Raw genomic sequence first — 20850 nt, 5'->3', positions numbered from 1 at the left:
TGCCTTAAGATACCATCGAACACAACATAGACTTTGACAATTCTCAAACCGACCGCATCGACTCGCTCCTCAGCCCGTGACACTCCGTCACCGATGAGAAGGGTTCCTCACCTCCGCCGGGTTACCATACCCGCTCCCAATAATAAGGAATCACCATGCTGACCCTGGCTGAGAAACTCTGCATCACCGCCGCCTTTGCGTTCTTCATGACCGGCCTGCTGACCGGCATCTGGAAGTATCGCTGCATGGCCACCAGCGCCAACGCCAGCGCTCCGGTCTATGTCAACGTCGCCCATCGCAGCTCGCTGATGTATGCCTTCGCCGCCCTGCTGCTGGCGTACTTCGCCCGGCTCAGTGTGTTCCCGGATCTGGTGGATGCGCTCGCGGCATTGGCGGCACTGGCGTTCTTTAGTTTCGCGATCGTCACCTACATCGTGCATGGGCTGCTCAATGACACCAGCAACCAGTTGCGCAAACCCCATCAACTGGGGCGCCTGCACCTACCTGGCTGGGTCACGCCGCTGTTCATGGGGTTGCTGATCGTCGCCGAGGTGGGTGGTGCGGCGGTGTTGGGGGTGGGCGCCCTGTTGGCGATCTGGTAATCCGGTCGCCATACCGGCGTCATGGCGGTGTTGGTAGAATGGCCGCTGTGCCGTTTTCAGGAGACTCCAGATGGCAAAGTGGCTGATCAAATCCGAACCTTCCGAGTGCGGCATCGACGATTTCGCCCGCGATCCCGAAGGCTTCATTCCATGGGACGGCGTGCGCAATTACCAGGCCCGGAACTTCCTTGCACAGATGGCCGAGGGGGACGAGGTGTTCCTGTATCACTCCAGCTGCAAGCACATCGGTATTGCCGGCATCGTGCGGGTCGTCCGGGCCGCCTACCCAGACCCCCTGCAGTTCGACCCCGAGTCCCACTATCACGATCCCAAAAGCACCCGCGACAAACCGCGCTGGCAGGCAGTGGACATGCAGTTTGTCTCCCGGCTCCCCAGACTGATCAGCCTGGACCGGCTCAAATCACTGCCAGCACTGGCAGAACTGCCGCTGGTCCGGCATGGTAGCCGGTTGTCGGTGATGCCGGTCAGTGAGGCGGAATGGCAGGCGATTCTGGCGCTACCCAACGGATAGCTTTGGCACTAGAATTGCCACCCGGTCAATAACACCCCGACCGTAAGCCTTCCCCAGTGACCCGCAGGAGTACCAGACGCCCATGTCGTCGGATCTGAGCCGATTTTCCGCCCTCGAACAGCTGCGACGGATTGAATCCAGCCGGCTGTTCCAGGGCACTGTTATCACCATCATCATTCTGTCGGCGCTGACCATCGGCGCCAAAACCTATGAGATTCCACCGCTGGTCGCGGACATACTGACGATTCTGGATAACGGCATCACCGTGTTTTTCCTGGTGGAGATCCTGTTCCGCTTCGCGGTGTACCCCGACAAGAAGCGTTTCCTGCTGGATGGCTGGAACCTGTTCGACACCCTGGTGGTGATCGGCAGCCTGATCCCACTGGACAACTCCGAAGCGGTGCTGCTGGGCCGGCTACTGCGGGTTTTCCGGGTGCTGCGACTGGTGTCGGTGGTGCCTGAGCTTCGGTTCCTGATCAATTCTCTGCTCAAGGCCATTCCCCGCATGGGCTACATCGCCCTGCTGATGTTCATCATTTTCTACATCTATGCCGCCATGGGGGCGATGTTCTTCGCTGATATCGACGATACCCTGTGGGGCGATGTGGCGGTGTCCATGCTGACCCTGTTCCGGGTGGCCACCTTTGAGGACTGGACCGATGTGATGTACGCCACCATGGACGTCTACCCACTCAGCTGGATGTACTACCTGACGTTCATCTTCCTGACCGCATTTGTCTTCCTCAACATGATGGTGGGGGCCATCCTCGAAGTCATGAGCGAGGAACAGAATGCCAAACAGGCCCAGAAGGCCCACGACGAGCGGGACGAGATGGCCCGCCGGTTGGTGGCCATGCAGGCCCAGCTCAATGAACTGACCGAAATGATGCGTGAGCAGAAGCGCTCCTGAGCGCCCGCAACCAACGCACCATTTTCAGCCGTATCCAACCGCGATGCCTGAGAATGGTGCACCCGCCCCAGCCCTCGCCACACCTTATCAGTAGCCCATGCCCGCTACCCACCTGACCTGAGCGGGCATGTCCCAGCACTGTCGACGACTGGTACGCCCCTTGCTTGACGGGGCCAGAGTGTTACTTCTGTCCGATACGGCTGCTGGCAATGACGTCACTGCTGATCTTCTCCCACTGTGATCGCCCCTGCCCGCACTTGATGCTTCCTGACGGAGAGCCAGACTGCCCGCGCAATGGCAACACACCGGTGAAGGTCGGCCCGGCGGACTGCATCCAACGCGTCAGAACAGGTCCCCTTCATGTCCGATCCGTCCTTCCGACTGCTCTCATTTCAGGGCAAAACCCGCATCCTCCACCTCAGCTGGATGGCCTTCTTTATCAGCTTTCTGGTGTGGTTTAACCACGCTCCGTTGATGGCCACACTGCGGGAGCAGTTCAGCCTCAGCGACGCCGAGGTCAATACCCTGCTGCTGCTCAATGTCGCCCTCACCATCCCGGCCCGCATCCTGATCGGCATGCTGGTGGACACGCTCGGCCCACGACGGGTCTATGCCCTGGTGCTGGCGGTGTCCGGCGTTATCTGCCTGGGTTTTGCCATGGCCACCAGCTTCCAGCAACTGGCCATCAGCCGCTTCCTCCTGGGCTTTGTTGGCGCCGGATTTGTGGTGGGCATTCGTTTGATCAGCGAATGGTACCCGGCGCGGGAGCTGGGACTGGCGGAAGGTATCTACGGTGGCTGGGGCAACTTCGGAGCCGCCTTTGCCGGCTTGTCACTGCCCGCCCTGGCCCTGGCGTTCGGCGGTGACGCGGGCTGGCGCTACGCCATCGCCTGCACCGGTGTTATTGCCATCCTCTACGCTGGCGTGTTCTACCTGCTGGCCCGCGATACCCCCAAAGGGTCGACCTACTTCAAGCCAAAGAAAGGCGGCGCCATGGAGGTCACCAGCCGGGGGGATTTTGTGCTCTACGGGCTGATGAACCTGCCGCTTTTCATCGCCCTCGCCCTGATTGTCTGGAAACTCGGCCCGGCCAACCTGGCCATGCTGGATGCCACCACCAGTTACCTGCTCTACGCCCTGGTCACGATCATGATGGCGGGCCAGTTCCTGCGCATCTGGCAGGTTAACGGCCACGTTTTCCGCCAGCCGGTGCCGGCCTTTGACCGCTACCCCTTCAAACAGGTGGCGCTGCTCAACCTGACCTACATGGCCAGTTTTGGCTCGGAACTGGCGGTGGTGTCCATGCTGCCGCTGTACTTCCTTGACACCTTTGATATTTCTCCGGTTCTGGCTGGCTTGCTGGGGGGCAGTTTCGCGCTGATGAACCTGGTGGGTCGCCCCGGCGGCGGCTATGTCGCCGACCGCTGGGGCCGCAAGCTCACCACCCTGGTCACCCTGGCCGGTATTGCCGTGGGCTACCTGCTGATGGGCCAGATCACCAGTGACTGGCCGCTGGTGCTGGCGGTGGCCCTGGTGCTGTTCTGTTCGGTGTTCGTGCAGGCCGGCTGTGGTGCGGTCTATGCGTCAGTGCCCCTGGTCAAACGGCGGCTGACCGGACAGGTGGCCGGCATGGCCGGCGCCTACGGTAATGTTGGCGGGGTGGTGTTTCTGCTGGTGCTGTCCCTGGTGTCTCCGGCCCTGTTCTTTGTGGTGCTGGGGGGATTTGCCCTGGTGATCCTGGCGCTGGTCGGGCTGTTCATGGATGAGCCCGACCCGCAGACCAGCGAGGTGCTGCCGGACGGCACCGTTCGGATGATCGAGGTGTCATGAACGACGGTTTGCGTCTGCGGCTGGGCCAGTACAGCGTGGCCGGCCGCAAGCAGGAAAATCAGGACAGCCTGGGCGCCCGCTATCCGGAGGGTGAGACGCTGGCACTGAAAGGGGTCAGCGCCGTGATTGCTGACGGTGTCAGTGCCTCCCAGGCCGGTCGCGAGGCGGCGGAAACCTGTGTCACCGGGTTCCTCAACGACTATTACAGCACCCCGGATTCGTGGAGCGTTGAAACCGCTGCCGGCAGGGTCCTGGGCGCCCTCAACCGCTGGCTGCATGGCCGTGGCTATGCCAGCCACGGCGACACCCGCGGTATGGTGTGCACGTTCAGTGCGGTGGTGGTCAAGAACAACCGCGCCCACCTGTTCCACGTTGGCGACAGCCGGGTGTACCTGCTCCGGGACGGCGAGCTGGACTGTCTGACCCGCGATCACCACATCCTGGTGGGTGCCGACAAGCCCGCGCTGGCCCGGGCCATGGGCGTGGAGGCGAATATCGAGATCGATACCCGGCGTCTCACCCTGGCCCCCGGGGATCGGCTGATTCTGACCACCGACGGCACCCATGACAGCCTCAGCCCCGGGGCAATCGCCGAGTGTGCCAGCGCCGAGGACCCGGAAGCCGCCGCCGAATGGCTGGTGACCGCCGCCTACGACAACGGCAGCCGCGACAATCTCAGCGCCCAGGTGATCGTCGTGGACCACCTGCCGGCGGAGGATCTTGAGTCCCACTATGAGCGGCTCTCGGCGCTGCCATTTCCGCCGCCACTGACGCCCGGCCAGAGTCTTGACGGTTACCGCATCCTGCGGGAGATACACGCCAGTAACCGCACCCAGGTCTATCTGGCGAGACCACCGCAGGATGACGGTGCCCCGGTCATCCTGAAGACGCCATCGCCCAACTACCAGGACGACGCCAGCTACATCGACCGCTTCCTGACCGAGATCTGGGTCAGCCGACGCATCAACAGCCCCCATGTGGTAAAGGCGCTGCCGGTGCCCGCCGAGCGCCAGTGTCTCTATGCGCTGACCGAGTACGTCGACGGTCCCACCCTGCGGGAGTGGATGAATGACCACCCCAAACCGGCGCCGGCCGAAGTACGCGCCATCGTCCGCCAGATCGCCAGCGGGCTTCGCGCCCTGCATCGACTGGAGATGGTCCACCAGGACCTGAAGCCGGAGAACATCGTGATCGACCGGGAAGGCACGGTGAAACTCATTGACCTTGGGTCGGTGTACATACGGGGCATTGAGGAAATCGACGTACCCTGGGACCGGGCCCTGTACCCCGGCACCGCCCGCTACGCCGCGCCGGAGTGTCTCGCCGGACAGCGCGGCACGCCGGCGGCGGACCGGTTCGCCCTGGGGGTAATCACCTATGAGATGCTGACCGGTCAGCATCCCTATGGCGACAGCGGCCAGTCTGAGCGCCACCGACACCAACGATACCGCAGCGCCCGGGACCGCCTTCCAGACCTACCCGGCTGGCTTGACGCCTGCCTGGAGAAAGCCGTTGCACGGGCACCGGCGGATCGCTACCCCGCGCTGTCGGAGTTCCTGCACGACCTGGAGTACCCCAACCCCCACCTGCCGGCGTCCGCACACCGCCCCCTGGCGGAACGGGTGCCGCCGGATCGCTGGCGTTTCCTGGCGCTGCTGTCCCTGGCCATCAACGTACTGCTGGTGTGGGTCCTGATCCTGCTGGACTGACCCCGTTCAGAACTGCAGCGGTTTGGTCATCGCCAGGTGGAAGATCAGTGACACCTGCACCAGCGCCAGCAGCGCCGCCACCATCCGCACCGGCTTGCTGAACCGGGGCTTGAGGGCAAAGATACCCGCCACGATGTAACCCAACAGCAGCAGGACCTTGGCGGTCAGCCAGTGATGGACGAACGGCATCCAGCCAGTCACAAACAGCAGGCCAATGGCCGCCGCCAGCAGTACCGTATCGTTGGCGTGGGGAATCCAGCGCAGCGGTCCGTTACGCCAGCCGGGACGCCCGACCGCATCGAGCACCAGCCGGAGCACGAACAGGGTCAACGTCAGATAGGCCGCGGTCATGTGGAGGTGTTTCAACCCCAGGTAAAGGCTCATATTTCTCTCATCATCTATGGGTTTGGCGGAATTGTACGCACAATGCCTACGTTTGGGGTATGTTCCGCCCAATAACATTCATATAAAATACATTTTAATTCGTTATTCGGATGCCGGGGAGCCCGCCATGCCCACCAATACCCACGCCATTGCCAACACCGCCCCCAGCCTGGGGCAACTGTTTGCCTACCCGTTCCGGGTCTTTTTCCTGTCGCTGACGCTGCTGGCCATTGCGGTCGTACCGGCGTGGGTGATGATCGTCTCTGGCCAGTGGCAACCGCCCCTGGCCATGCCCGGCATCTACTGGCACCAACATGAAATGCTGTTTGGCTTCCTGTCGGCGGCCATTGCCGGCTTCCTGCTGACTGCGGTCTGCGTCTGGACCCAGACCGAACGCAGCCATGGCGCCCGGCTGCTGGCATTGTGGCTGGTCTGGCTTGCCGGCCGGGGGCTGCTCAGCTTTGGCGGCGACCTGCCAGACACCCTGGTGCAGGGCGTGAACCTGGCGTTCCTGCCACTGGTCATGGTCGATGCCGGCTGGCGGGTGTGGCGTACGCGGCAGTGGCGGCAACTGATGATCCTTGTGGTGCTCGGCCTGCTGTGGGCCATGCAGGCGGGCTTTGTGCTCACCCTGCAACCGGTGTTCATCGATGGCGCACTGATCATGGCGCTGGCGCTGATCGGCATCATCGGCGGTCGCATCACCCCCGCGTTCACCCGCAACTGGTTGCGTCAGCATGATGATGGCGACGCCGTGAAAATGAGGCCCTGGCTGGACCGCGCCGTACTGATCAACCTGGTGGCACTGCTGGCTACCACCGTGGCCGGCCTGGCCACCGTCAGTGGCGTGCTGGCCATTCCTGCCGCACTGCTGACACTGATCCGCCTGGCAGGCTGGCAGGGCTGGCGCACCCGGGGCGAACCGTTGCTGTGGGTGCTGCACCTGTCCATTCTGTGGGTTCCGGTGGCGCTGGTGCTGTTTGCCGGCCACCAGTTGCTGGCCTGGCCTGGTAACGCCTGGAGCCATGCCGCCGGGACCGGGGCCATCGCCTGCCTGATTCTCGGTGTGATGGCCCGCGTGGCCCTGGGCCACACCGGTCGGCCATTGACCCTGCCCCGGGGCCTGGTCACCGCGTTCCTGGCCCTGCAACTGGCGGCGGTGCTGCGGGTACTCACCGCCCTGGGGACGCTGCCCTGGCACCCCGGCATTGGCACCGCCACCTTGCTGTGGTGCCTGGCCTTCGGAATCTTCCTGTGGCGCTACGGCGGCATCCTCGCCAGCCCGCGCGCCGATGGCCGACCCGGCTGACTCGCGAATCAGCCGCCGGTATTAGCGGTCGCGCGGGGCGCCAGAGCCAGCCCCCGCATGGCGGAGAACGCGGAGCGGGCCTGTTGAAAACGGTCCCGCGGGAAATGAATGGCAATACCTTCCAGCGCCGCTGCGAGCATCTCCAGATGGGCGTCCCAGCCGGCGCAGGCAATGGCCAGCAGGTCATCATCCGGCAGCTGCAACGTCAGGCTGAGGTCAGTGCAGGTATCGCCGCACTCTGCGAGATGCCAGCGTAGCGGTCGTTCGGTCTCTGATCCGGCACTCCAGGAATAGGCCAGCTGTGCCGGAGGCTGCCACACCCGAATGATCGAATCGATCGGGCGACCGCTGTTCCCGAAATCGATCCGCGCCCGGCCCCCTTGGCCGCCTTCCAGCTTTCCTGGCGCCAGCCACTGGGCCAGCTCAGCAGACTCAGTAAGCATCGCCCATACCCGCCCACGGGGATGCTCCAGCCGTCGTTGCAGGCCCACTTCAACGACATCGTCCCGCCAAACCAGGGCGCCCCACTCGTTCACCACCTTCACCGTTCTGTCTCCTTGCCCGGCCCACCGGTCCATCCGGAGGGGTTGCAAGCAGCCTACGGGGCAAAGCGCTGGTTACGCCTTGATCACTGTCAAAGCCGCAGCGGTGACCACCACAACCTTGAAGAGCCTCTGATTAGCAACCGGCGGTCAACAATCTGCCACCAGCGGTCAACAGCGTTGCGCGGGCCGCGGGTTAGAGTCGAATACATCGAAATCACACATTCCTGCCTCCCCGGGAGACCACCGTATGTCCAAGCCCAATCAACTCGGCCCCAATCAATTCGACAAAGCCGCCCTGGAAGCCTGTGGCCGGGGCGAGCTGTTCACCGGCGACATGCGACTGCCCACCGGCCCCATGCTGATGATGGACCGCATCCAGAACATCAATGCCGACGGTGGTTCTCATGGCCTGGGTCTGGTGGAAGCGGAACTCGACATCCGTCCCGACCTCTGGTTCTTCGGCTGCCACTTTCAGGATGACCCGGTCATGCCCGGTTGCCTGGGACTGGACGCACTCTGGCAACTGCTGGGGTTCTTCCTTGCCTGGGGTGGCGGCGAAGGCCGTGGGCGGGCGCTGGGCGCCGGGGAAGTACGCTTCTTCGGCCAGGTGCTCCCCGAAGCCCGTCTGGTGCAGTACCAACTCGACATCAAGCGGGTAGTCCGCCGCAAGCTCACCATGGCCATTGCCGACGGCCGCATGCTGGTGGATGGCCGTGAGATCTACACCGCCGCTGACCTGCGGGTTGGCCTCTTCACCAATACCGATCAGTTCTGAGGAAGCGTTATGCGTCGCGTCGTCGTTACCGGAATGGGCATTGTCTCCAGCCTGGGCCGCAACCTGGCCGAAGTGGAAGACGCTCTGCGCCAGGTGCGCAGTGGCATTGGATTCAGTGAACAGGCCCGGGATGCCGGGTTGCGCAGCCAGGTTTGCGGCCAGATCGACCTGGAGCCGGCGGATCACATTGATCGCAAGCTGATGCGGTTCATGTGTCCTGCCTCCGCCTACAGCTACCTGGCCATGCGGGAAGCATTGACCCAGTCGGGACTGGGTGACCAGCACCTGCACGCCGACAGTACAGGCATTGTCATGGGCACCGGCGGCGCCTCCACGGTGGAACTGACCGACGCCGTGGACACTCACCGGGATCGCGGGTTGCGCCGGGTTGGCCCCTATCGGGTCCCCCGCACCATGGGCAGCACCATCAACGCCAACCTGGCCACAGCGTTTGGCATTCGTGGCGTGAACTACGGCATCACTTCGGCCTGCGCCACCAGCGCCCACTGCATTGGTCATGCCCGCGACCTGATTGCCTGGGGCCGCCAGGATGTGATGTTCGCCGGCGGCGGAGAGGATATCCACTGGACCCTGAGCCTGCTGTTCGACGCCATGGGCGCCCTGTCTTCCCGCTACAACGACCAGGCCAGCCGGGCCTCCCGTACCTACGACCGCCACCGCGACGGTTTCGTGATCTCAGGTGGCGCCGGCGTGCTGGCGCTGGAGGCCCTGGAACACGCCGAGGCCCGGGGCGCCACCATCCTCGCGGAACTGGTGGGCTTCGGTGCCACCTCTGACGGTGCCGATATGGTCGCTCCCAGTGGTGAGGGCGCCGAACGCTGCATGCGCCAGGCGCTGGCCAACGTCGAGGGCGACATTGACTACATCAACAGCCATGGCACCAGCACCCCCGCCGGAGACATCACCGAGCTGGCGGCCATCCGCTCGGTCTTCGGTGAACGCATGCCGCCGATCAGCTCCACCAAGCCCCTGAGTGGCCATGCCCTTGGCGCTGCCGGTGTCCATGAGGCAATCTACAGCCTGTTGATGCTGCAGCACGGTTTCCTGACACCATCGGCCCATATCGATGAGCTGGACCCAGCCGCCGAGGGCTACCCGATCCTGCGGCAGCCGGTCACCGATGCACCGCTGCGGCGGGTCATGAGCAACAGCTTCGGCTTTGGCGGAACCAATGGCACGCTGGTGTTTGAACGGGGCTAGTGTCCCGTTCAGTCAGCCGGCCAGCATCCTGGCCCGGTACGCTGCAGGCGACAGCCCGGCCCAGCGTTTAAAGGCGCGGCTGAAGGCGCTCAGTTCCGAGAACCCCAGCCGCTCCGCCACAATTACCAGTGGCGGGTCAGGCATCGCCAGATAACGCATGGCCTGCTCCCGCCGCTCTTGCTCGAGCAGTCCGGCAAAACACTGGTTCTCGGCCTTCAGGCGCTGGTAGAGGGTATGGCGGCTGATGTGGAGCTGACAGGCCACCGAGTCCATACCGATCCGCCCACGGGCAAGCTGCGCGCGGATCAGTTTCCGCACCCGCGCAGTGATGGTACTGGCGCGGGACAATCGCAGCTGCACCAGCTGCCACAACTGCTCTAACTGACCGCTGGTGGGCGCCGTGCCCTGACCGGGATACGACGTCAGCATGCCCAGCTCGGCCAGCGAGTCGAGATCGCCGCTGCCATCTTCACGCTCCAGGTAAGCCATCATGGCGGCCGCCAGTTCACTCCTGGCATCGTCACTCATTGTCCCTTTCCTCACGATTTCGCAGATTAGTTCAGCGTACACATGTTAGCTGAAATAGCCAGCCCGATCCTTGAGCCTGGTCAAGCCGCCCGAGCCTGGCATAAGGCACACTCCCCGCTTTTGCCCAAGGCGATCGCCGCCCTGTCACCGACGATCTGGAGACCACCATGACCACCCCCGAACTGCTTGCTCCCGCCGGCACCCTGGAACACCTGGAAACCGCCCTGGCCTATGGGGCCGATGCGGTCTACGCTGGCCAGCCCCGTTATTCCCTGCGCGCCCGCAACAACAGCTTCAAGACCGTCGCCTCCCTGGCCACCGGGATTGAACGCACTCACCAGCAGGGCAAACAGTTCTATCTGGTCACCAACATCGCCCCCCACAACAGCAAGGTACGCACCTTTCTTGACGACATGGCGCCACTGGTGGAGCTGCAACCGGATGCCCTGATCATGTCCGATCCGGGGCTGATCATGCTGGTGCGGGAGCGCTGGCCGGAGCAGGCAATCCATCTGTCAGTGCAGGCCAACGCGGTCAACTGGGCGACGGTGGAGTTCTGGCGACGCCAGGGGGTTGAGCGGGTGATCCTGTCGCGGGAACTGGCTCTGGAAGAAATCGCCGACATCCGCGACCGGGTGCCTGAGATGGAACTGGAGGTGTTTGTCCACGGTGCCCTGTGTATGGCCTACTCCGGCCGCTGCCTGCTGTCCGGCTACATGAACCATCGTGACGCCAACCAGGGTACCTGCACCAACGCCTGCCGCTGGAACTACCGGGAAGTGAGCCACCAGAAAGACGGCACGGGCGACCTGATACCGGTCGCCGAGACGGTGGAGCCCAAAGAGGTGCTGCTTGAGGAACCCAACCGGCCGGGCAGCTTCATCCCCGCCTATGAGGATGAACACGGCAGCTACATCATGAACTCCCGCGATCTGCGCGCCGTCCAGCATGTGGAGGCGCTGTGCCGGATGGGCGTGCACTCGTTGAAGATCGAGGGCCGCACCAAGAGTCCCTACTACGTCGCCCGCACCACCCAGGTCTATCGCCGCGCCATCGATCGGGCCTCAGCCGGCCAGCCGTTCGACATGGCACAGATGGATGAACTGGAAGCGCTGTCCAACCGGGGCTATACCGAGGGCTTCCTGCGTCGTCACCTGCCCCAAGAATACCAGACTTACGAGCAGGGCTCCTCACAGCAGGGCACCGAGCAGGTGGTGGGCAAGATCATCGCCCAGGACGACCAGACCCTGACCGTGGAGGTCAAGAACCGCTTCGCGGTGGGTGATCGCCTTAGCCTGATCACTCCGGGCGGCAATGTCGACTTTGCCACTGACGCCATGGAAACCGTGGCCGGCAAGGCGCTGGACTGCGCCCCGGGCAGTGGCTACATTGTCCGTGTCCAGCGGCCCGAGGGCACGCCGGACAGCCTGGACTTCAGCTACCTCACTCGCCACCAGGCCCCAACCATCGACTAGGAGACCCGATCCGTGCGCCCATTACTGACCCTGCTGCTGACGCTCACCGCACTCGCCAGCTTACTGAGCGCCACCAGCACCGTCAGTGCCGATACCCTGGAAACTCCGGCCGCGCTGCAGGCCACCACCGAACGCTTCCTCGCCAGCGCCGTCGATGGCCAGCTCGCCGAGGCTTACCGGGCGCTGCGCCCCTTTCTGGGGGTGGAGCAGGCTCCGTTCGACGCCTCCGCCCGGGAAGCCGACGACTACTTCCGCCGGGTCACCGAACAGGTGGGCGATCCCATCGGCTACAGTCACGTGCTGACCGAAAGCATCGGTGAGGATTTCTACCGCACCGTCTGGCTGCAGAAGTTCGACACCGCCGCCATCGCCTGGACGTTTACCTTCTACCAGCCCCGGGAAGGCTGGAAGCTGGTGGGCGTCAGCTACTCCACCGATCTGGCGTCGCTCTACCGGTAATCAATCTGTCGACCACTCCCCCACTCATCGGCGGCGTGTTGCGGCTCGGCTCTTCTGGCTCAGCTTTTCTGGCGAGACAAGGAGCCTTGGTGCCAGCCCCCCGGATTCCTGTATAATCTGCACACTCATTTTTGATGGCCGCGGGTGTCGCGCCAGGGGCCCGGCGTGCCGCACTGCCTGACCGCCCACCAAACCGCCCCAGCAGCTCCGACCATCCGCTGAACAATAATACCTGACTATTTTGGTCTGATATTGTACAATCACTCGCCAGAAGCCTGGAAAACCCTCTTTTTTTCAATGGCCAGACAGGCTTGCGCAATTCGCGACAGGGACTTCGCCAATCAATAACCGACTGCGGGGCGACACTGACCAGGCACCTGGCGACGCGACCCCGACAGCAAGCACACAGATGACAGCCGCTGGTGAGGCCCATGCCTCGCCTGGTACACGGGTCGCAGACCCCTGATGAGAAAAGCATACGGAGCGACGATCATGGCGAACACCGACAAACAGGTGAACGAGCTGATCAAACGGGAATACGAGCACGGTTTCGTTACCGAAATCGAAGCCGATACCTTCGAACCCGGCCTCAACGAAGACGTGATCCGCCGTCTGTCGGCGATCAAGAACGAGCCTGAGTTCATGCTGGAATGGCGCCTGAAAGCCTATCGTCGCTGGCTGGAGATGGACGAACCGGACTGGGCCCACGTCGATTTTCCCAAGGTGGATTACAACGCCATCTCTTACTACTCGGCGCCGAAGAAAAAAGAAGACATGCCCCAGAGCCTGGACGATGTCGATCCGGAGCTGCTGAAAACCTACGAAAAGCTGGGCATCCCGCTGCACGAACGTGAGCGCCTGGCCGGCGTCGCGGTGGATGCGGTATTCGACTCGGTGTCAGTGGCCACCACCTTCAAGGAGCCGCTGGAGAAAGCCGGCGTGATCTTCTGCCCGATTTCAGAAGCGGTGCAAAAGTACCCCGAGCTGGTCCAGAAATACCTGGGCAGCGTGGTACCGGCTGGCGACAACTACTTCGCCGCGCTCAATTCCGCGGTGTTCTCCGACGGTTCGTTCGTCTACATCCCCAAAGGCGTCCGCTGCCCGCTGGAGCTGTCCACCTACTTCCGCATCAACGCGGCCAACACCGGCCAGTTCGAGCGCACCCTGATCGTTGCCGATGACGACAGCTACGTCAGCTACCTGGAAGGCTGCACCGCGCCGATGCGGGACGAGAACCAGCTGCACGCTGCAGTGGTGGAACTGGTGGTACTGGACAATGCCCAGATCAAGTACTCCACCGTGCAGAACTGGTACCCCGGTGACGAGAACGGCAAGGGCGGCATCTACAATTTCGTGACCAAACGCGCCGCCTGCATCGGCAACAACTCCAAGGTGTCCTGGACCCAGGTCGAGACCGGCTCCGCCATCACCTGGAAATACCCCAGCTGCGTGCTGCGCGGTGACAACAGTGTGGGCGAGTTCTACTCCGTGGCCCTGACCCACAATTTCCAGCAGGCCGACACCGGCACCAAGATGATTCACATGGGCAAAAACACGTCCAGCACCATCATCTCCAAGGGGATTTCCGCCGGACGCAGCAGCAATGCCTATCGTGGTCTGGTGAAGTTCGGCCCCACCGCCGAGGGTGCCCGCAACTTCACCCAGTGTGACTCGCTGCTGATCGGTGATCGCTGTGCCGCCCACACCTTCCCGTACATCGAGAGCAAGAACAAATCCGCCATCGTCGAACACGAGGCCACCACCTCCAAGGTCAGCGACGAGCAGATGTTCCTCTGCCGCCAGCGCGGTATTGACCCGGAGCAGGCCGTCTCAATGATCGTGAACGGTTTCTGTAAGGAGGTGTTCAAGGAGCTGCCGATGGAGTTCGCCGTCGAGGCCGGCAAGCTGCTTGAAGTCAGCCTGGAAGGTTCGGTGGGCTGAGGCACCGGCTGCAACGATCAGGATGGCCGGGCAAGCGCGCGGCCACGGACACAGAATTCAGACAGATTAACGAGAGAGAATCCGACGCATGCTGAGCATCAAGAACCTGCACGCTTCCGTTGAGGGCAAAGAGATCCTCAAAGGCATCAACCTGGAGATCAAGGCCGGGGAAGTTCACGCCATCATGGGCCCCAACGGTTCCGGCAAGAGTACCCTGTCCCAGGTGCTGGCAGGCAACGAAGCGTTTGAGGTCACCGACGGCGAAGTACTGCTCAACGGCGAGAACCTGCTGGAGCAGGAAACCGAAGAGCGCGCCCGCGAAGGCATATTCCTGGCGTTCCAGTACCCGGTGGAGATTCCCGGCGTCAGCAACCTGCAGTTCCTCCGCACCGCGGTCAACGCCATGCGCAAGCACCGTGGTGAGGAAGAGATGAACGCGGCGGAATTCATGAAGCTGGCGAAAGAGGTTTCCAAACAGGTGGACCTGGACCCGGCGTTCCTCAAGCGCGGCGTCAACGAAGGCTTCTCCGGCGGTGAGAAAAAGCGTAACGAGATCATGCAGGCGCTGCTGCTGCAACCGCAACTGGCGATCCTCGACGAAACCGACTCCGGCCTCGACATTGACGCCCTCAAGGTGGTGTCTGACGGCGTCAACGCCCTGCGTTCAGACGACCGGGCCATTCTGATGGTGACCCACTATCAGCGGCTGCTGAACCACATTGTCCCGGACCACGTACACGTTCTCGCCGGCGGCAGAATCATCAAATCCGGCGGTCGCGAGCTGGCCCTGGAGCTGGAAGAGCGCGGCTACGGCTGGCTCGGCATCAAGGACGCAGACGAAGCCACCCCAGCCAGCTGAAGGAGATCGCAGGAATGAAACCCGCACCGACGCTTTCCAGCGCTTTCCTCAAGCCCGCTGGAGACTTTCTGCCGGCGCCGCTGCTTGAGCTGCGCCAGCAGCGGGGCGCGGCACTGGCCGATATGCCGCTGCCGACCCGCAAGACGGAAAACTGGAAGTACTCCAGCCGCTACCTCAAGCTGTCTGACGAGCTGGCCACCAGCCTGCCAACCACTGGCAAGCACGGCACCGCCCTCGCGGCTCCGGGTCACCACGTGGTGTTCCGCAACGGCGTGATGGTACCGGAAGCCAGCGACTTTCCCGACACCAACGGCGTCACCATCAAACGCTTTGCCGACCTGACGGATGACGAAGCCCGGGAACTGGCGGAACGCCTGGATAACACCCTAGATGCCAACGCCGTGCAACTGGCCCGGCTCAACTCCGCCCGTTTCGAAGATGGCCTGCTGATCCGGCTGGCTCCAGACGCCGTGCTGGAGCACCCGCTGTTCATCATCAGCGAAACCGACGCCCACGTCAGCGGCTCCGCCTACCCGCGGATCTACGTCGACGCCGGCCGCCACAGCCAGGCCACCTTGGTGGAGGAATACATCGCCAACGGCGCCGAGCCGGTGATGGTCAACGCCGTCAGCGAGTTCGTGCTGGCCGAGGGCGCCCAGATCACCAGCGTGCGACTATCCGCTGAAGGCGAGAATGTCCAGCATGTCGGCGCCACCGGTGTACGACAGGCCGCTCACTCCCGTTTCGACAGCCACTGCGTCGGCTTTGGTGGCCCCATGCGTCGCCACGACCTGCAGGTTCGACTGGAAGAATCCGGCGCCAACTGCCGCCTGAACGGCGTGGTGGTTACCCAGGGCAGGCAGCATTACGACAACCACACGGTGATCGAGCACGTTGCGCCCCATTGCGACAGTGAAGAGACCTACCGCAACATCGCCGCCGGCCAGTCCCACGCGGTGTTCAATGGCCGTATCCACATCCATCAGGATGCCCAGAAGTCTAACGCCAACATGAGCAACAAGAACCTGCTGCTCTCCACCGGCGCGGAGATCGACACCAAACCCGAGCTGGAGATCTACGCCGACGACGTCAAGTGCGCCCACGGCGCCACCGTTGGCCAGCTCAATGAAGAGTCGATTTTCTATCTGGTTTCCCGCGGTATCGACCGGCGTAATGCCCGTACCCTGCTCACAATGGCGTTCATCAATGAATTGATCGAACAGATCCCGGTCGAAGCAGTAAGGGAAACCGCCCAGGCGCGGCTCAACCACTTCATCGATCAGACATTCGAGGAGGCCTGAGGTATGACGGATCTTTCCATGGCACGCACATCCGGCGCCACGCCCACCACCGGCGGATTTGACGTCGCCGCGATCCGCCGTGATTTCCCGATTCTCAGCCGGCAGGTCAACGGCAAGCCGCTGGTGTATCTGGACAATGGCGCGTCCGCCCAGAAACCGCAGGCGGTACTGGATGCCATGGACCGTTATTACCAGCAGCAGCATTCCAACGTTCACCGTGGCGCCCACTCTCTGGGTGATGCCGCCACCGTGGCGTTCGAAGGGGCTCGCGAGACCGTCCGCCAATTCCTCAACGCCGCCAGCACCCGCGAGATCATCTGGACCCGCGGCACCACCGAGGCCATCAACCTGGTTGCCAATGGCCTGACCGGTAAGCTGTCGGCCGGCGATGAGATTCTGGTCAGCCACATGGAGCACCACGCCAACATCGTGCCCTGGCAGATGCTGGCCGAGCGCACCGGCGCGACCCTCAAGGTGATTGCCATCACCCCGGAAGGCGAGCTGGACCAGGACAGTCTCGAGCAGCAACTCAGCGAACGCACCCGGGTACTGGCGTTTACTCACGTGTCCAACGCCCTTGGCACCATCAACCCGGTTGCCGAGCTGGTTGCCCGTGCCAGGGCGATCGGTGCCATTACAGTTGTCGATGGCGCCCAGGCGGTGCCACACCTGCAACCGGACGTGCAGGCCCTGGGCTGCGACTTCTACGCCTTCTCCTCTCACAAGGTGTTCGGCCCCACCGGCATTGGCGTGCTCTATGGCCGCGAACAGCTGCTGGAGGAACTGCCGCCCTACCAATACGGCGGCGAGATGATCGAACGGGTCAGTTTCGAGAAGACCACCTGGAACGCCCTGCCCTACAAGTTTGAGGCCGGCACCCCCGCCATCGCCGAAGCGGTGGGCCTGGGCGCGGCCATTGACTACCTCAACGGCATTGACCGGGTGGCCCTGGAAGCGAGCGAAAGCGCGCTGATCCAACGCGCCCACGAGCTCGCTGACAGCGTGCCGGGCCTGCGGATCATCGGCACCGCCCGCAACAAGGCGGCGGTGATGTCGTTCCTGATCGACGGCCTGCACCCCAGCGACATCGGCACCCTGCTTGATCAGCAGGGCATTGCCATCCGCACCGGCCACCATTGCGCCATGCCGCTGATGGATTTCTATGGGGTTCCCGGTACGGCACGGGCCTCGTTCGCGTTTTACAATACTCTGGAAGAGGTGGAGCAACTGTTCACCGCCTTGCAGAAAATTCAGCGCCTGTTTGTCTGATTCAAGGGTGGTTCCATGACCGCAGAAACCTTCACCCCCACCATGGGGGTCACCATGACACCCAGCGCGGTGTCCCATGTCCGCAAACAACTGGAGCGCAAACCGGACGCCAAGGGCATTCGCCTGGCCATCAGAAAGAGTGGCTGCTCCGGCTTCAAGTATGAAACCCAGTGGGTGGAAACACCGGCGGACGATGACGACGTGTTTTCGGTGGATGGCATCGACATCTACGTCAAGCACGAGCACCTGCCGATGGTGAATGGCACCGAGATCGACTTCATCACCCAGGGTGTCAATTCCATGTTCCAGTTCCGCAACCCCAACGCCACGGCGGAGTGCGGGTGCGGCGAAAGTTTCACCGTGGCCTGAGCCGCAAGGCCCAGTCCCGCAGTCACGAGGTCATTGAGCGCATGCAAGAACGGGAAGTGGTTCTGACCAAACGCGAGGTGGAAGCCCGCCTGGTTCCCGCCGGTACCGAGATCATGGTGCCCGCCGACACCTTCGTCACCATTACCCAGTCACTGGGTGGGTCTTTCACGGTGGCCGTCAACGGTAACCTCGCCCGGATCGAGGGCCACGACGCCGATGCCCTGGGCAAGAAGCCGCTGGAGAGCAGCTACGAGACGCCGGAAGACGGCAGCGTCAACGAGAATCAGGTCTGGGAAGCGCTGCGCAACTGCTACGACCCGGAGATTCCGGTCAACGTGGTGGAGCTGGGACTGATCTACGAATGCAACGTGATCAACGGCGCTCTCAACGGCGACCCGGAGGGCAACCAGGTCCACATCAAGATGACCCTCACCGCCGCCGGCTGTGGCATGGGCCCGGTGATCACCGATGACGTCCAGCGCAAAGTCGAGCATGTCCCCAACGTGGACAGGGTCACGGTCGAGCTGACCTTTGACCCGCCCTGGAACAACGATATGCTGAGTGATGAGGCCAAACTTGAACTGGGGATGCTGTAAATGACCGCCACCGAACAACAGTTCCGTGACAACCCGCTGGGCAAGGACGTCAACCTGGAAGACGTGCTCGACGCCTTTGAGTTCCTCGATGACTGGGAAGAGCGTTACGCCTACATCATCGATCTCGGCAAGCAGTTACCAGCCTTTCCGGACGATGAGCGGGTGGAAGAAAACTACGTTCATGGCTGCCAGAGCCAGGTGTGGCTGATTCACCACCTGGACGAGGACGACGGCAAGCTCTACCTGCTGATCGACTCCGACGCCATGATTGTGCGCGGCCTCGCCGCCATCATTCTGGTGGCCCTGAATGGCAAGGCGCCCCGCGAGTTGTTGAGCACCGACATTGACGAGCTGTTCGAGCGCCTCGACCTGTTCCGCCACATCTCGCCGACCCGTGGCAACGGCCTGCGGGCCATGGTGGGAAAAATCCGCGACATTGCCGCCCGCGAGGCCGCCTGAGCGACCACCCGCTATGCGCCGTCAGTAGATGACGGCGTAATCCCCCTGCTGAATATTGAGTTCGCCCCCGGTCTGGGGCATCCACGCCCGGCTGGTGTCCAGGCTGAGACTGTGGATGTGCAGCTCCACCCCGGTTTCCCACAACTGGGGCGGCGCATCCGGCCGCATCAGCGAGGTCTCGCTGCGTACCAGCTCCATTCGCGCCCCGGGTAGCAGCCCGGACTTGGTGCCGATGTCCAGCAGCAGATCTCTGCCCTTAACCTCCAGAATCGGCACCAGCATCGGCTGACAGGCGATCTTGTCGGTGATGTCATCGCTGATGTCCGCCAACAGGTTGTCCACCGCCACGCCATAACCGGTACTCATGAACCGCGCCGAGCCAAAGCCCGCCCGTTCGGTGCGCGGCAGATCCCAGCGGCCGGAGGCGGCGTAGCGTTTCTCGATCACCACCCGGCCGGTGTAACCGTCGTGAACCACCACATCCACCACAAAGTCACGGGTAGTATCCGCCCCGCTCCAGCGCCGCTGCAGGCCGGAATAGACCGAGGTATCCCAGGCCTCGCCATTGCGCACGCCGAGGTTGCGGATCACCCCTGAGACCACGAACTGCACGCCCATCTGGCGGCTGACGGCGGAGTAATCCCGCAGCCGGTTGTCGAACTCGGTCCAGTGAGGTGTTTGCTCCAGGCTGGCGTACATCAATTGCTGTGGCGCAGCGTAGGGTTGCACCTGATGAGCCTGCTGGAAGCGCTGGTAGAGCAGCTCGGAAACCCGCTGGCCGGGCTGTTCAAAACCACCCAGCACACCCTGCTCCGGGGTTTCGACAGCAAAACCGGCGACAGCGATCTTCTTGCGATAGCCGGGCGCGCGGTTGCTGGGGCAGCGTTCGTGAGGCACGAACTCCGGCCGCCCCTGTTCAGCTCGGATAATCGCCGCCAGTTCATCGAGCTTTTCCTGGGTCCCGCCAACATCTTCAGTGATGATGGGGTGAATCGGCTCGTAGGTGTCAGCCGCATCGGCGCCGCTCGCCGCGCCCGCTCCCTGTCGGGTACGTTGCATGGGTAAGCCGGCCGGCGCCGCGGTGACGGTAATATCGGCAACGTCATCCTGCTCCGGAGTATGGCGAGGCGTTGAGGCCGCAGACGCCGATTCGGTCGATATCATCGTCCCCCGCTCCAGACTGGCAAGGCGGCCATCGGCAGGTTGTGAGGACGGTTCCGCCGACACCGGTGCCACGGTCGGCATCGACTCAGACAGCGACAGGGCTTCTCCCGTCCCGGCTTCGCCACCACTGAGCCCCAGCGCCGCCACCGGCTGGCCATCGCTGCCGGAGGGGGCAAAGCCACGGCGCTGGGCCACGCTTCTGGCCTCGCTTTCGTCCTCGGAGTAATCGGTGCTCTTGCCCACAAAGAAGCCCAGAATGGTGCCCCCCAGGGGCGCAAACGGATTGGCAAAGGCGGCACCGGCGAGGATGCCGCCCACCAGGGCGCCAACACTGCTGCGATCGGCCAGAAAGTCCTCGGTTTGCTCGGTCAGCATGTCCTGGTCCTGCTCTTCGGCCTGGAGACTGACCGGCGCCAGCGCCAGGGCCATCGCACCGATAACCGCCGTGGTCCGCCGGAACCGGGCCTGACTGACCTGTCGAATCCGCATTGCTGTCTCCATAGCGTTGAAACGCTCGTGATCTGAAACCAAAGTCATCCGAAGCTCAAGTCATTCGAAACTGCGTCATTTGAAACTACAGTGTTCTGAAGCTGCAGTGATCAGAAACAAGAAT

The 20850-nt window shown here is 63.1% G+C and carries 21 protein-coding genes; 17 read left to right on the top strand and 4 right to left on the bottom strand.

The features are described 5' to 3' along the window. Positions 1-155 precede the first annotated feature (155 nt). The 5 genes from MLD24_RS00570 to MLD24_RS00550 all read left to right on the top strand — a co-directional run bounded on the left by MLD24_RS00570 (position 156) and on the right by MLD24_RS00550 (position 5583). Positions 156-602 (top strand): hypothetical protein, encoded by a 447-nt coding sequence (locus MLD24_RS00570; RefSeq protein WP_248163180.1) that lies wholly within the window; start codon positions 156-158, stop codon positions 600-602. A gap of 70 nt (positions 603-672) precedes the next feature. Next, the gene (locus MLD24_RS00565; RefSeq protein WP_248163179.1) at positions 673-1134 is read left to right on the top strand and encodes an EVE domain-containing protein; all 462 of its coding nucleotides are present in this window, start codon (positions 673-675) and stop codon (positions 1132-1134) included. Between the two features lie 82 nt (positions 1135-1216). Further along, on the top strand, positions 1217-2044 hold the full coding sequence (locus MLD24_RS00560) for an ion transporter (RefSeq protein WP_227174141.1): 828 nt from the start codon (positions 1217-1219) through the stop codon (positions 2042-2044). Between the two features lie 360 nt (positions 2045-2404). Beyond that, on the top strand, positions 2405-3874 hold the full coding sequence (locus MLD24_RS00555) for a NarK family nitrate/nitrite MFS transporter (RefSeq protein ID WP_248163178.1): 1470 nt from the start codon (positions 2405-2407) through the stop codon (positions 3872-3874). Continuing rightward, positions 3871-5583, top strand: a complete 1713-nt coding sequence (locus tag MLD24_RS00550; RefSeq protein ID WP_248163177.1) for a bifunctional protein-serine/threonine kinase/phosphatase — start codon at positions 3871-3873, stop codon at positions 5581-5583. The genes MLD24_RS00555 and MLD24_RS00550 overlap by 4 nt, the downstream gene beginning before the upstream one ends. A 6-nt stretch (positions 5584-5589) precedes the next feature. Here the strand turns inward: MLD24_RS00550 and MLD24_RS00545 are convergent, their stop codons facing one another. After that, positions 5590-5967 carry a SirB2 family protein gene (locus MLD24_RS00545; protein ID WP_227174136.1) on the bottom strand — a complete coding sequence of 126 codons (378 nt, stop codon included), beginning with the start codon at positions 5965-5967 and terminating at the stop codon, positions 5590-5592. A 127-nt stretch (positions 5968-6094) separates the two neighbouring features. Between MLD24_RS00545 and MLD24_RS00540 the strand changes: the two genes are divergently transcribed. After that, the gene (locus MLD24_RS00540; protein ID WP_248163176.1) at positions 6095-7276 is read left to right on the top strand and encodes an NnrS family protein; all 1182 of its coding nucleotides are present in this window, start codon (positions 6095-6097) and stop codon (positions 7274-7276) included. Positions 7277-7284: 8 nt separating this feature from the next. On the opposite strand, the gene MLD24_RS00535 is transcribed toward MLD24_RS00540, so the two are convergent. Beyond that, a complete protein-coding gene (locus tag MLD24_RS00535) occupies positions 7285-7821 on the bottom strand; it encodes an SRPBCC family protein (RefSeq protein ID WP_227174134.1) in 537 nt (178 codons plus the stop codon). A 247-nt stretch (positions 7822-8068) separates the two neighbouring features. Between MLD24_RS00535 and fabA the strand changes: the two genes are divergently transcribed. Both fabA and fabB read left to right on the top strand, forming a co-directional pair. Then, complete coding sequence (fabA, locus tag MLD24_RS00530) at positions 8069-8596, top strand: bifunctional 3-hydroxydecanoyl-ACP dehydratase/trans-2-decenoyl-ACP isomerase (RefSeq protein ID WP_227174132.1); 528 nt, start codon at positions 8069-8071, stop codon at positions 8594-8596. A 9-nt stretch (positions 8597-8605) separates the two neighbouring features. Then, positions 8606-9817 carry a beta-ketoacyl-ACP synthase I gene (gene fabB, locus MLD24_RS00525; RefSeq protein ID WP_227174131.1) on the top strand — a complete coding sequence of 404 codons (1212 nt, stop codon included), beginning with the start codon at positions 8606-8608 and terminating at the stop codon, positions 9815-9817. Positions 9818-9829: 12 nt separating this feature from the next. On the opposite strand, the gene MLD24_RS00520 is transcribed toward fabB, so the two are convergent. Next, complete coding sequence (locus MLD24_RS00520; protein ID WP_248163175.1) at positions 9830-10345, bottom strand: helix-turn-helix transcriptional regulator; 516 nt, start codon at positions 10343-10345, stop codon at positions 9830-9832. A gap of 167 nt (positions 10346-10512) precedes the next feature. On the opposite strand from MLD24_RS00520, the gene trhP reads away from it, so the two are divergent. From trhP to MLD24_RS00475, 9 genes are all read left to right on the top strand, one after another. Next, complete coding sequence (gene trhP, locus MLD24_RS00515; protein ID WP_248163174.1) at positions 10513-11820, top strand: prephenate-dependent tRNA uridine(34) hydroxylase TrhP; 1308 nt, start codon at positions 10513-10515, stop codon at positions 11818-11820. Positions 11821-11832: 12 nt separating this feature from the next. Continuing rightward, entirely contained in the window at positions 11833-12279 is a 447-nt protein-coding gene (locus MLD24_RS00510) for a hypothetical protein (protein ID WP_248163173.1), read from the top strand. Positions 12280-12771: 492 nt separating this feature from the next. Further along, entirely contained in the window at positions 12772-14220 is a 1449-nt protein-coding gene (gene sufB, locus MLD24_RS00505; protein WP_248163172.1) for a Fe-S cluster assembly protein SufB, read from the top strand. Between the two features lie 88 nt (positions 14221-14308). Further along, positions 14309-15079 (top strand): Fe-S cluster assembly ATPase SufC, encoded by a 771-nt coding sequence (sufC, locus tag MLD24_RS00500; RefSeq protein ID WP_227174124.1) that lies wholly within the window; start codon positions 14309-14311, stop codon positions 15077-15079. Positions 15080-15093: 14 nt separating this feature from the next. Next, the gene (sufD, locus tag MLD24_RS00495; protein ID WP_248163171.1) at positions 15094-16380 is read left to right on the top strand and encodes a Fe-S cluster assembly protein SufD; all 1287 of its coding nucleotides are present in this window, start codon (positions 15094-15096) and stop codon (positions 16378-16380) included. A 3-nt stretch (positions 16381-16383) separates the two neighbouring features. Further along, a complete protein-coding gene (locus tag MLD24_RS00490) occupies positions 16384-17649 on the top strand; it encodes an aminotransferase class V-fold PLP-dependent enzyme (protein WP_248163170.1) in 1266 nt (421 codons plus the stop codon). 15 nt (positions 17650-17664) lie between these two features. Next, positions 17665-18018 (top strand): HesB/IscA family protein, encoded by a 354-nt coding sequence (locus MLD24_RS00485; protein ID WP_227174121.1) that lies wholly within the window; start codon positions 17665-17667, stop codon positions 18016-18018. A 41-nt stretch (positions 18019-18059) separates the two neighbouring features. Further along, entirely contained in the window at positions 18060-18614 is a 555-nt protein-coding gene (gene sufT / locus MLD24_RS00480; RefSeq protein ID WP_282450378.1) for a putative Fe-S cluster assembly protein SufT, read from the top strand. Further along, on the top strand, positions 18615-19073 hold the full coding sequence (locus tag MLD24_RS00475) for a SufE family protein (RefSeq protein ID WP_227174119.1): 459 nt from the start codon (positions 18615-18617) through the stop codon (positions 19071-19073). It abuts the gene before it with no gap. Positions 19074-19094: 21 nt separating this feature from the next. Here the strand turns inward: MLD24_RS00475 and MLD24_RS00470 are convergent, their stop codons facing one another. Further along, positions 19095-20726, bottom strand: coding sequence for a flagella assembly protein FlgT middle domain-containing protein (locus MLD24_RS00470; protein WP_248163168.1), 1632 nt, complete (start codon positions 20724-20726; stop codon positions 19095-19097). Positions 20727-20850 lie beyond the last annotated feature (124 nt).

It is taken from the genome of Marinobacter xestospongiae, from assembly GCF_023156385.1.
GTDB classification, from domain to species: domain Bacteria; phylum Pseudomonadota; class Gammaproteobacteria; order Pseudomonadales; family Oleiphilaceae; genus Marinobacter; species Marinobacter xestospongiae.
Note: the sequence above shows the minus strand (reverse complement) of the source record. Positions and strands in the feature narration are given on the sequence as shown.

Excerpts from the sequence above, each read along its gene's own strand:
- fabB (WP_227174131.1), top strand. The coding sequence starts at position 8,606 with ATGCGTCGCGTCGTCGTTACCGGAATGGGCATTGTCTCCAGCCTGGGC.
- sufD (WP_248163171.1), top strand. The coding sequence starts at position 15,094 with ATGAAACCCGCACCGACGCTTTCCAGCGCTTTCCTCAAGCCCGCTGGA.
- MLD24_RS00485 (WP_227174121.1), top strand. The coding sequence starts at position 17,665 with ATGACCGCAGAAACCTTCACCCCCACCATGGGGGTCACCATGACACCC.
- sufC (WP_227174124.1), top strand. The coding sequence starts at position 14,309 with ATGCTGAGCATCAAGAACCTGCACGCTTCCGTTGAGGGCAAAGAGATC.
- MLD24_RS00565 (WP_248163179.1), top strand. The coding sequence starts at position 673 with ATGGCAAAGTGGCTGATCAAATCCGAACCTTCCGAGTGCGGCATCGAC.
- sufT (WP_282450378.1), top strand. The coding sequence starts at position 18,060 with ATGCAAGAACGGGAAGTGGTTCTGACCAAACGCGAGGTGGAAGCCCGC.
- MLD24_RS00545 (WP_227174136.1), bottom strand. The coding sequence starts at position 5,967 with ATGAGCCTTTACCTGGGGTTGAAACACCTCCACATGACCGCGGCCTAT.
- MLD24_RS00550 (WP_248163177.1), top strand. The coding sequence starts at position 3,871 with ATGAACGACGGTTTGCGTCTGCGGCTGGGCCAGTACAGCGTGGCCGGC.
- MLD24_RS00555 (WP_248163178.1), top strand. The coding sequence starts at position 2,405 with ATGTCCGATCCGTCCTTCCGACTGCTCTCATTTCAGGGCAAAACCCGC.
- MLD24_RS00570 (WP_248163180.1), top strand. The coding sequence starts at position 156 with ATGCTGACCCTGGCTGAGAAACTCTGCATCACCGCCGCCTTTGCGTTC.
- MLD24_RS00475 (WP_227174119.1), top strand. The coding sequence starts at position 18,615 with ATGACCGCCACCGAACAACAGTTCCGTGACAACCCGCTGGGCAAGGAC.
- trhP (WP_248163174.1), top strand. The coding sequence starts at position 10,513 with ATGACCACCCCCGAACTGCTTGCTCCCGCCGGCACCCTGGAACACCTG.
- MLD24_RS00470 (WP_248163168.1), bottom strand. The coding sequence starts at position 20,726 with ATGCGGATTCGACAGGTCAGTCAGGCCCGGTTCCGGCGGACCACGGCG.
- MLD24_RS00560 (WP_227174141.1), top strand. The coding sequence starts at position 1,217 with ATGTCGTCGGATCTGAGCCGATTTTCCGCCCTCGAACAGCTGCGACGG.
- MLD24_RS00540 (WP_248163176.1), top strand. The coding sequence starts at position 6,095 with ATGCCCACCAATACCCACGCCATTGCCAACACCGCCCCCAGCCTGGGG.
- fabA (WP_227174132.1), top strand. The coding sequence starts at position 8,069 with ATGTCCAAGCCCAATCAACTCGGCCCCAATCAATTCGACAAAGCCGCC.
- sufB (WP_248163172.1), top strand. The coding sequence starts at position 12,772 with ATGGCGAACACCGACAAACAGGTGAACGAGCTGATCAAACGGGAATAC.
- MLD24_RS00520 (WP_248163175.1), bottom strand. The coding sequence starts at position 10,345 with ATGAGTGACGATGCCAGGAGTGAACTGGCGGCCGCCATGATGGCTTAC.
- MLD24_RS00490 (WP_248163170.1), top strand. The coding sequence starts at position 16,384 with ATGACGGATCTTTCCATGGCACGCACATCCGGCGCCACGCCCACCACC.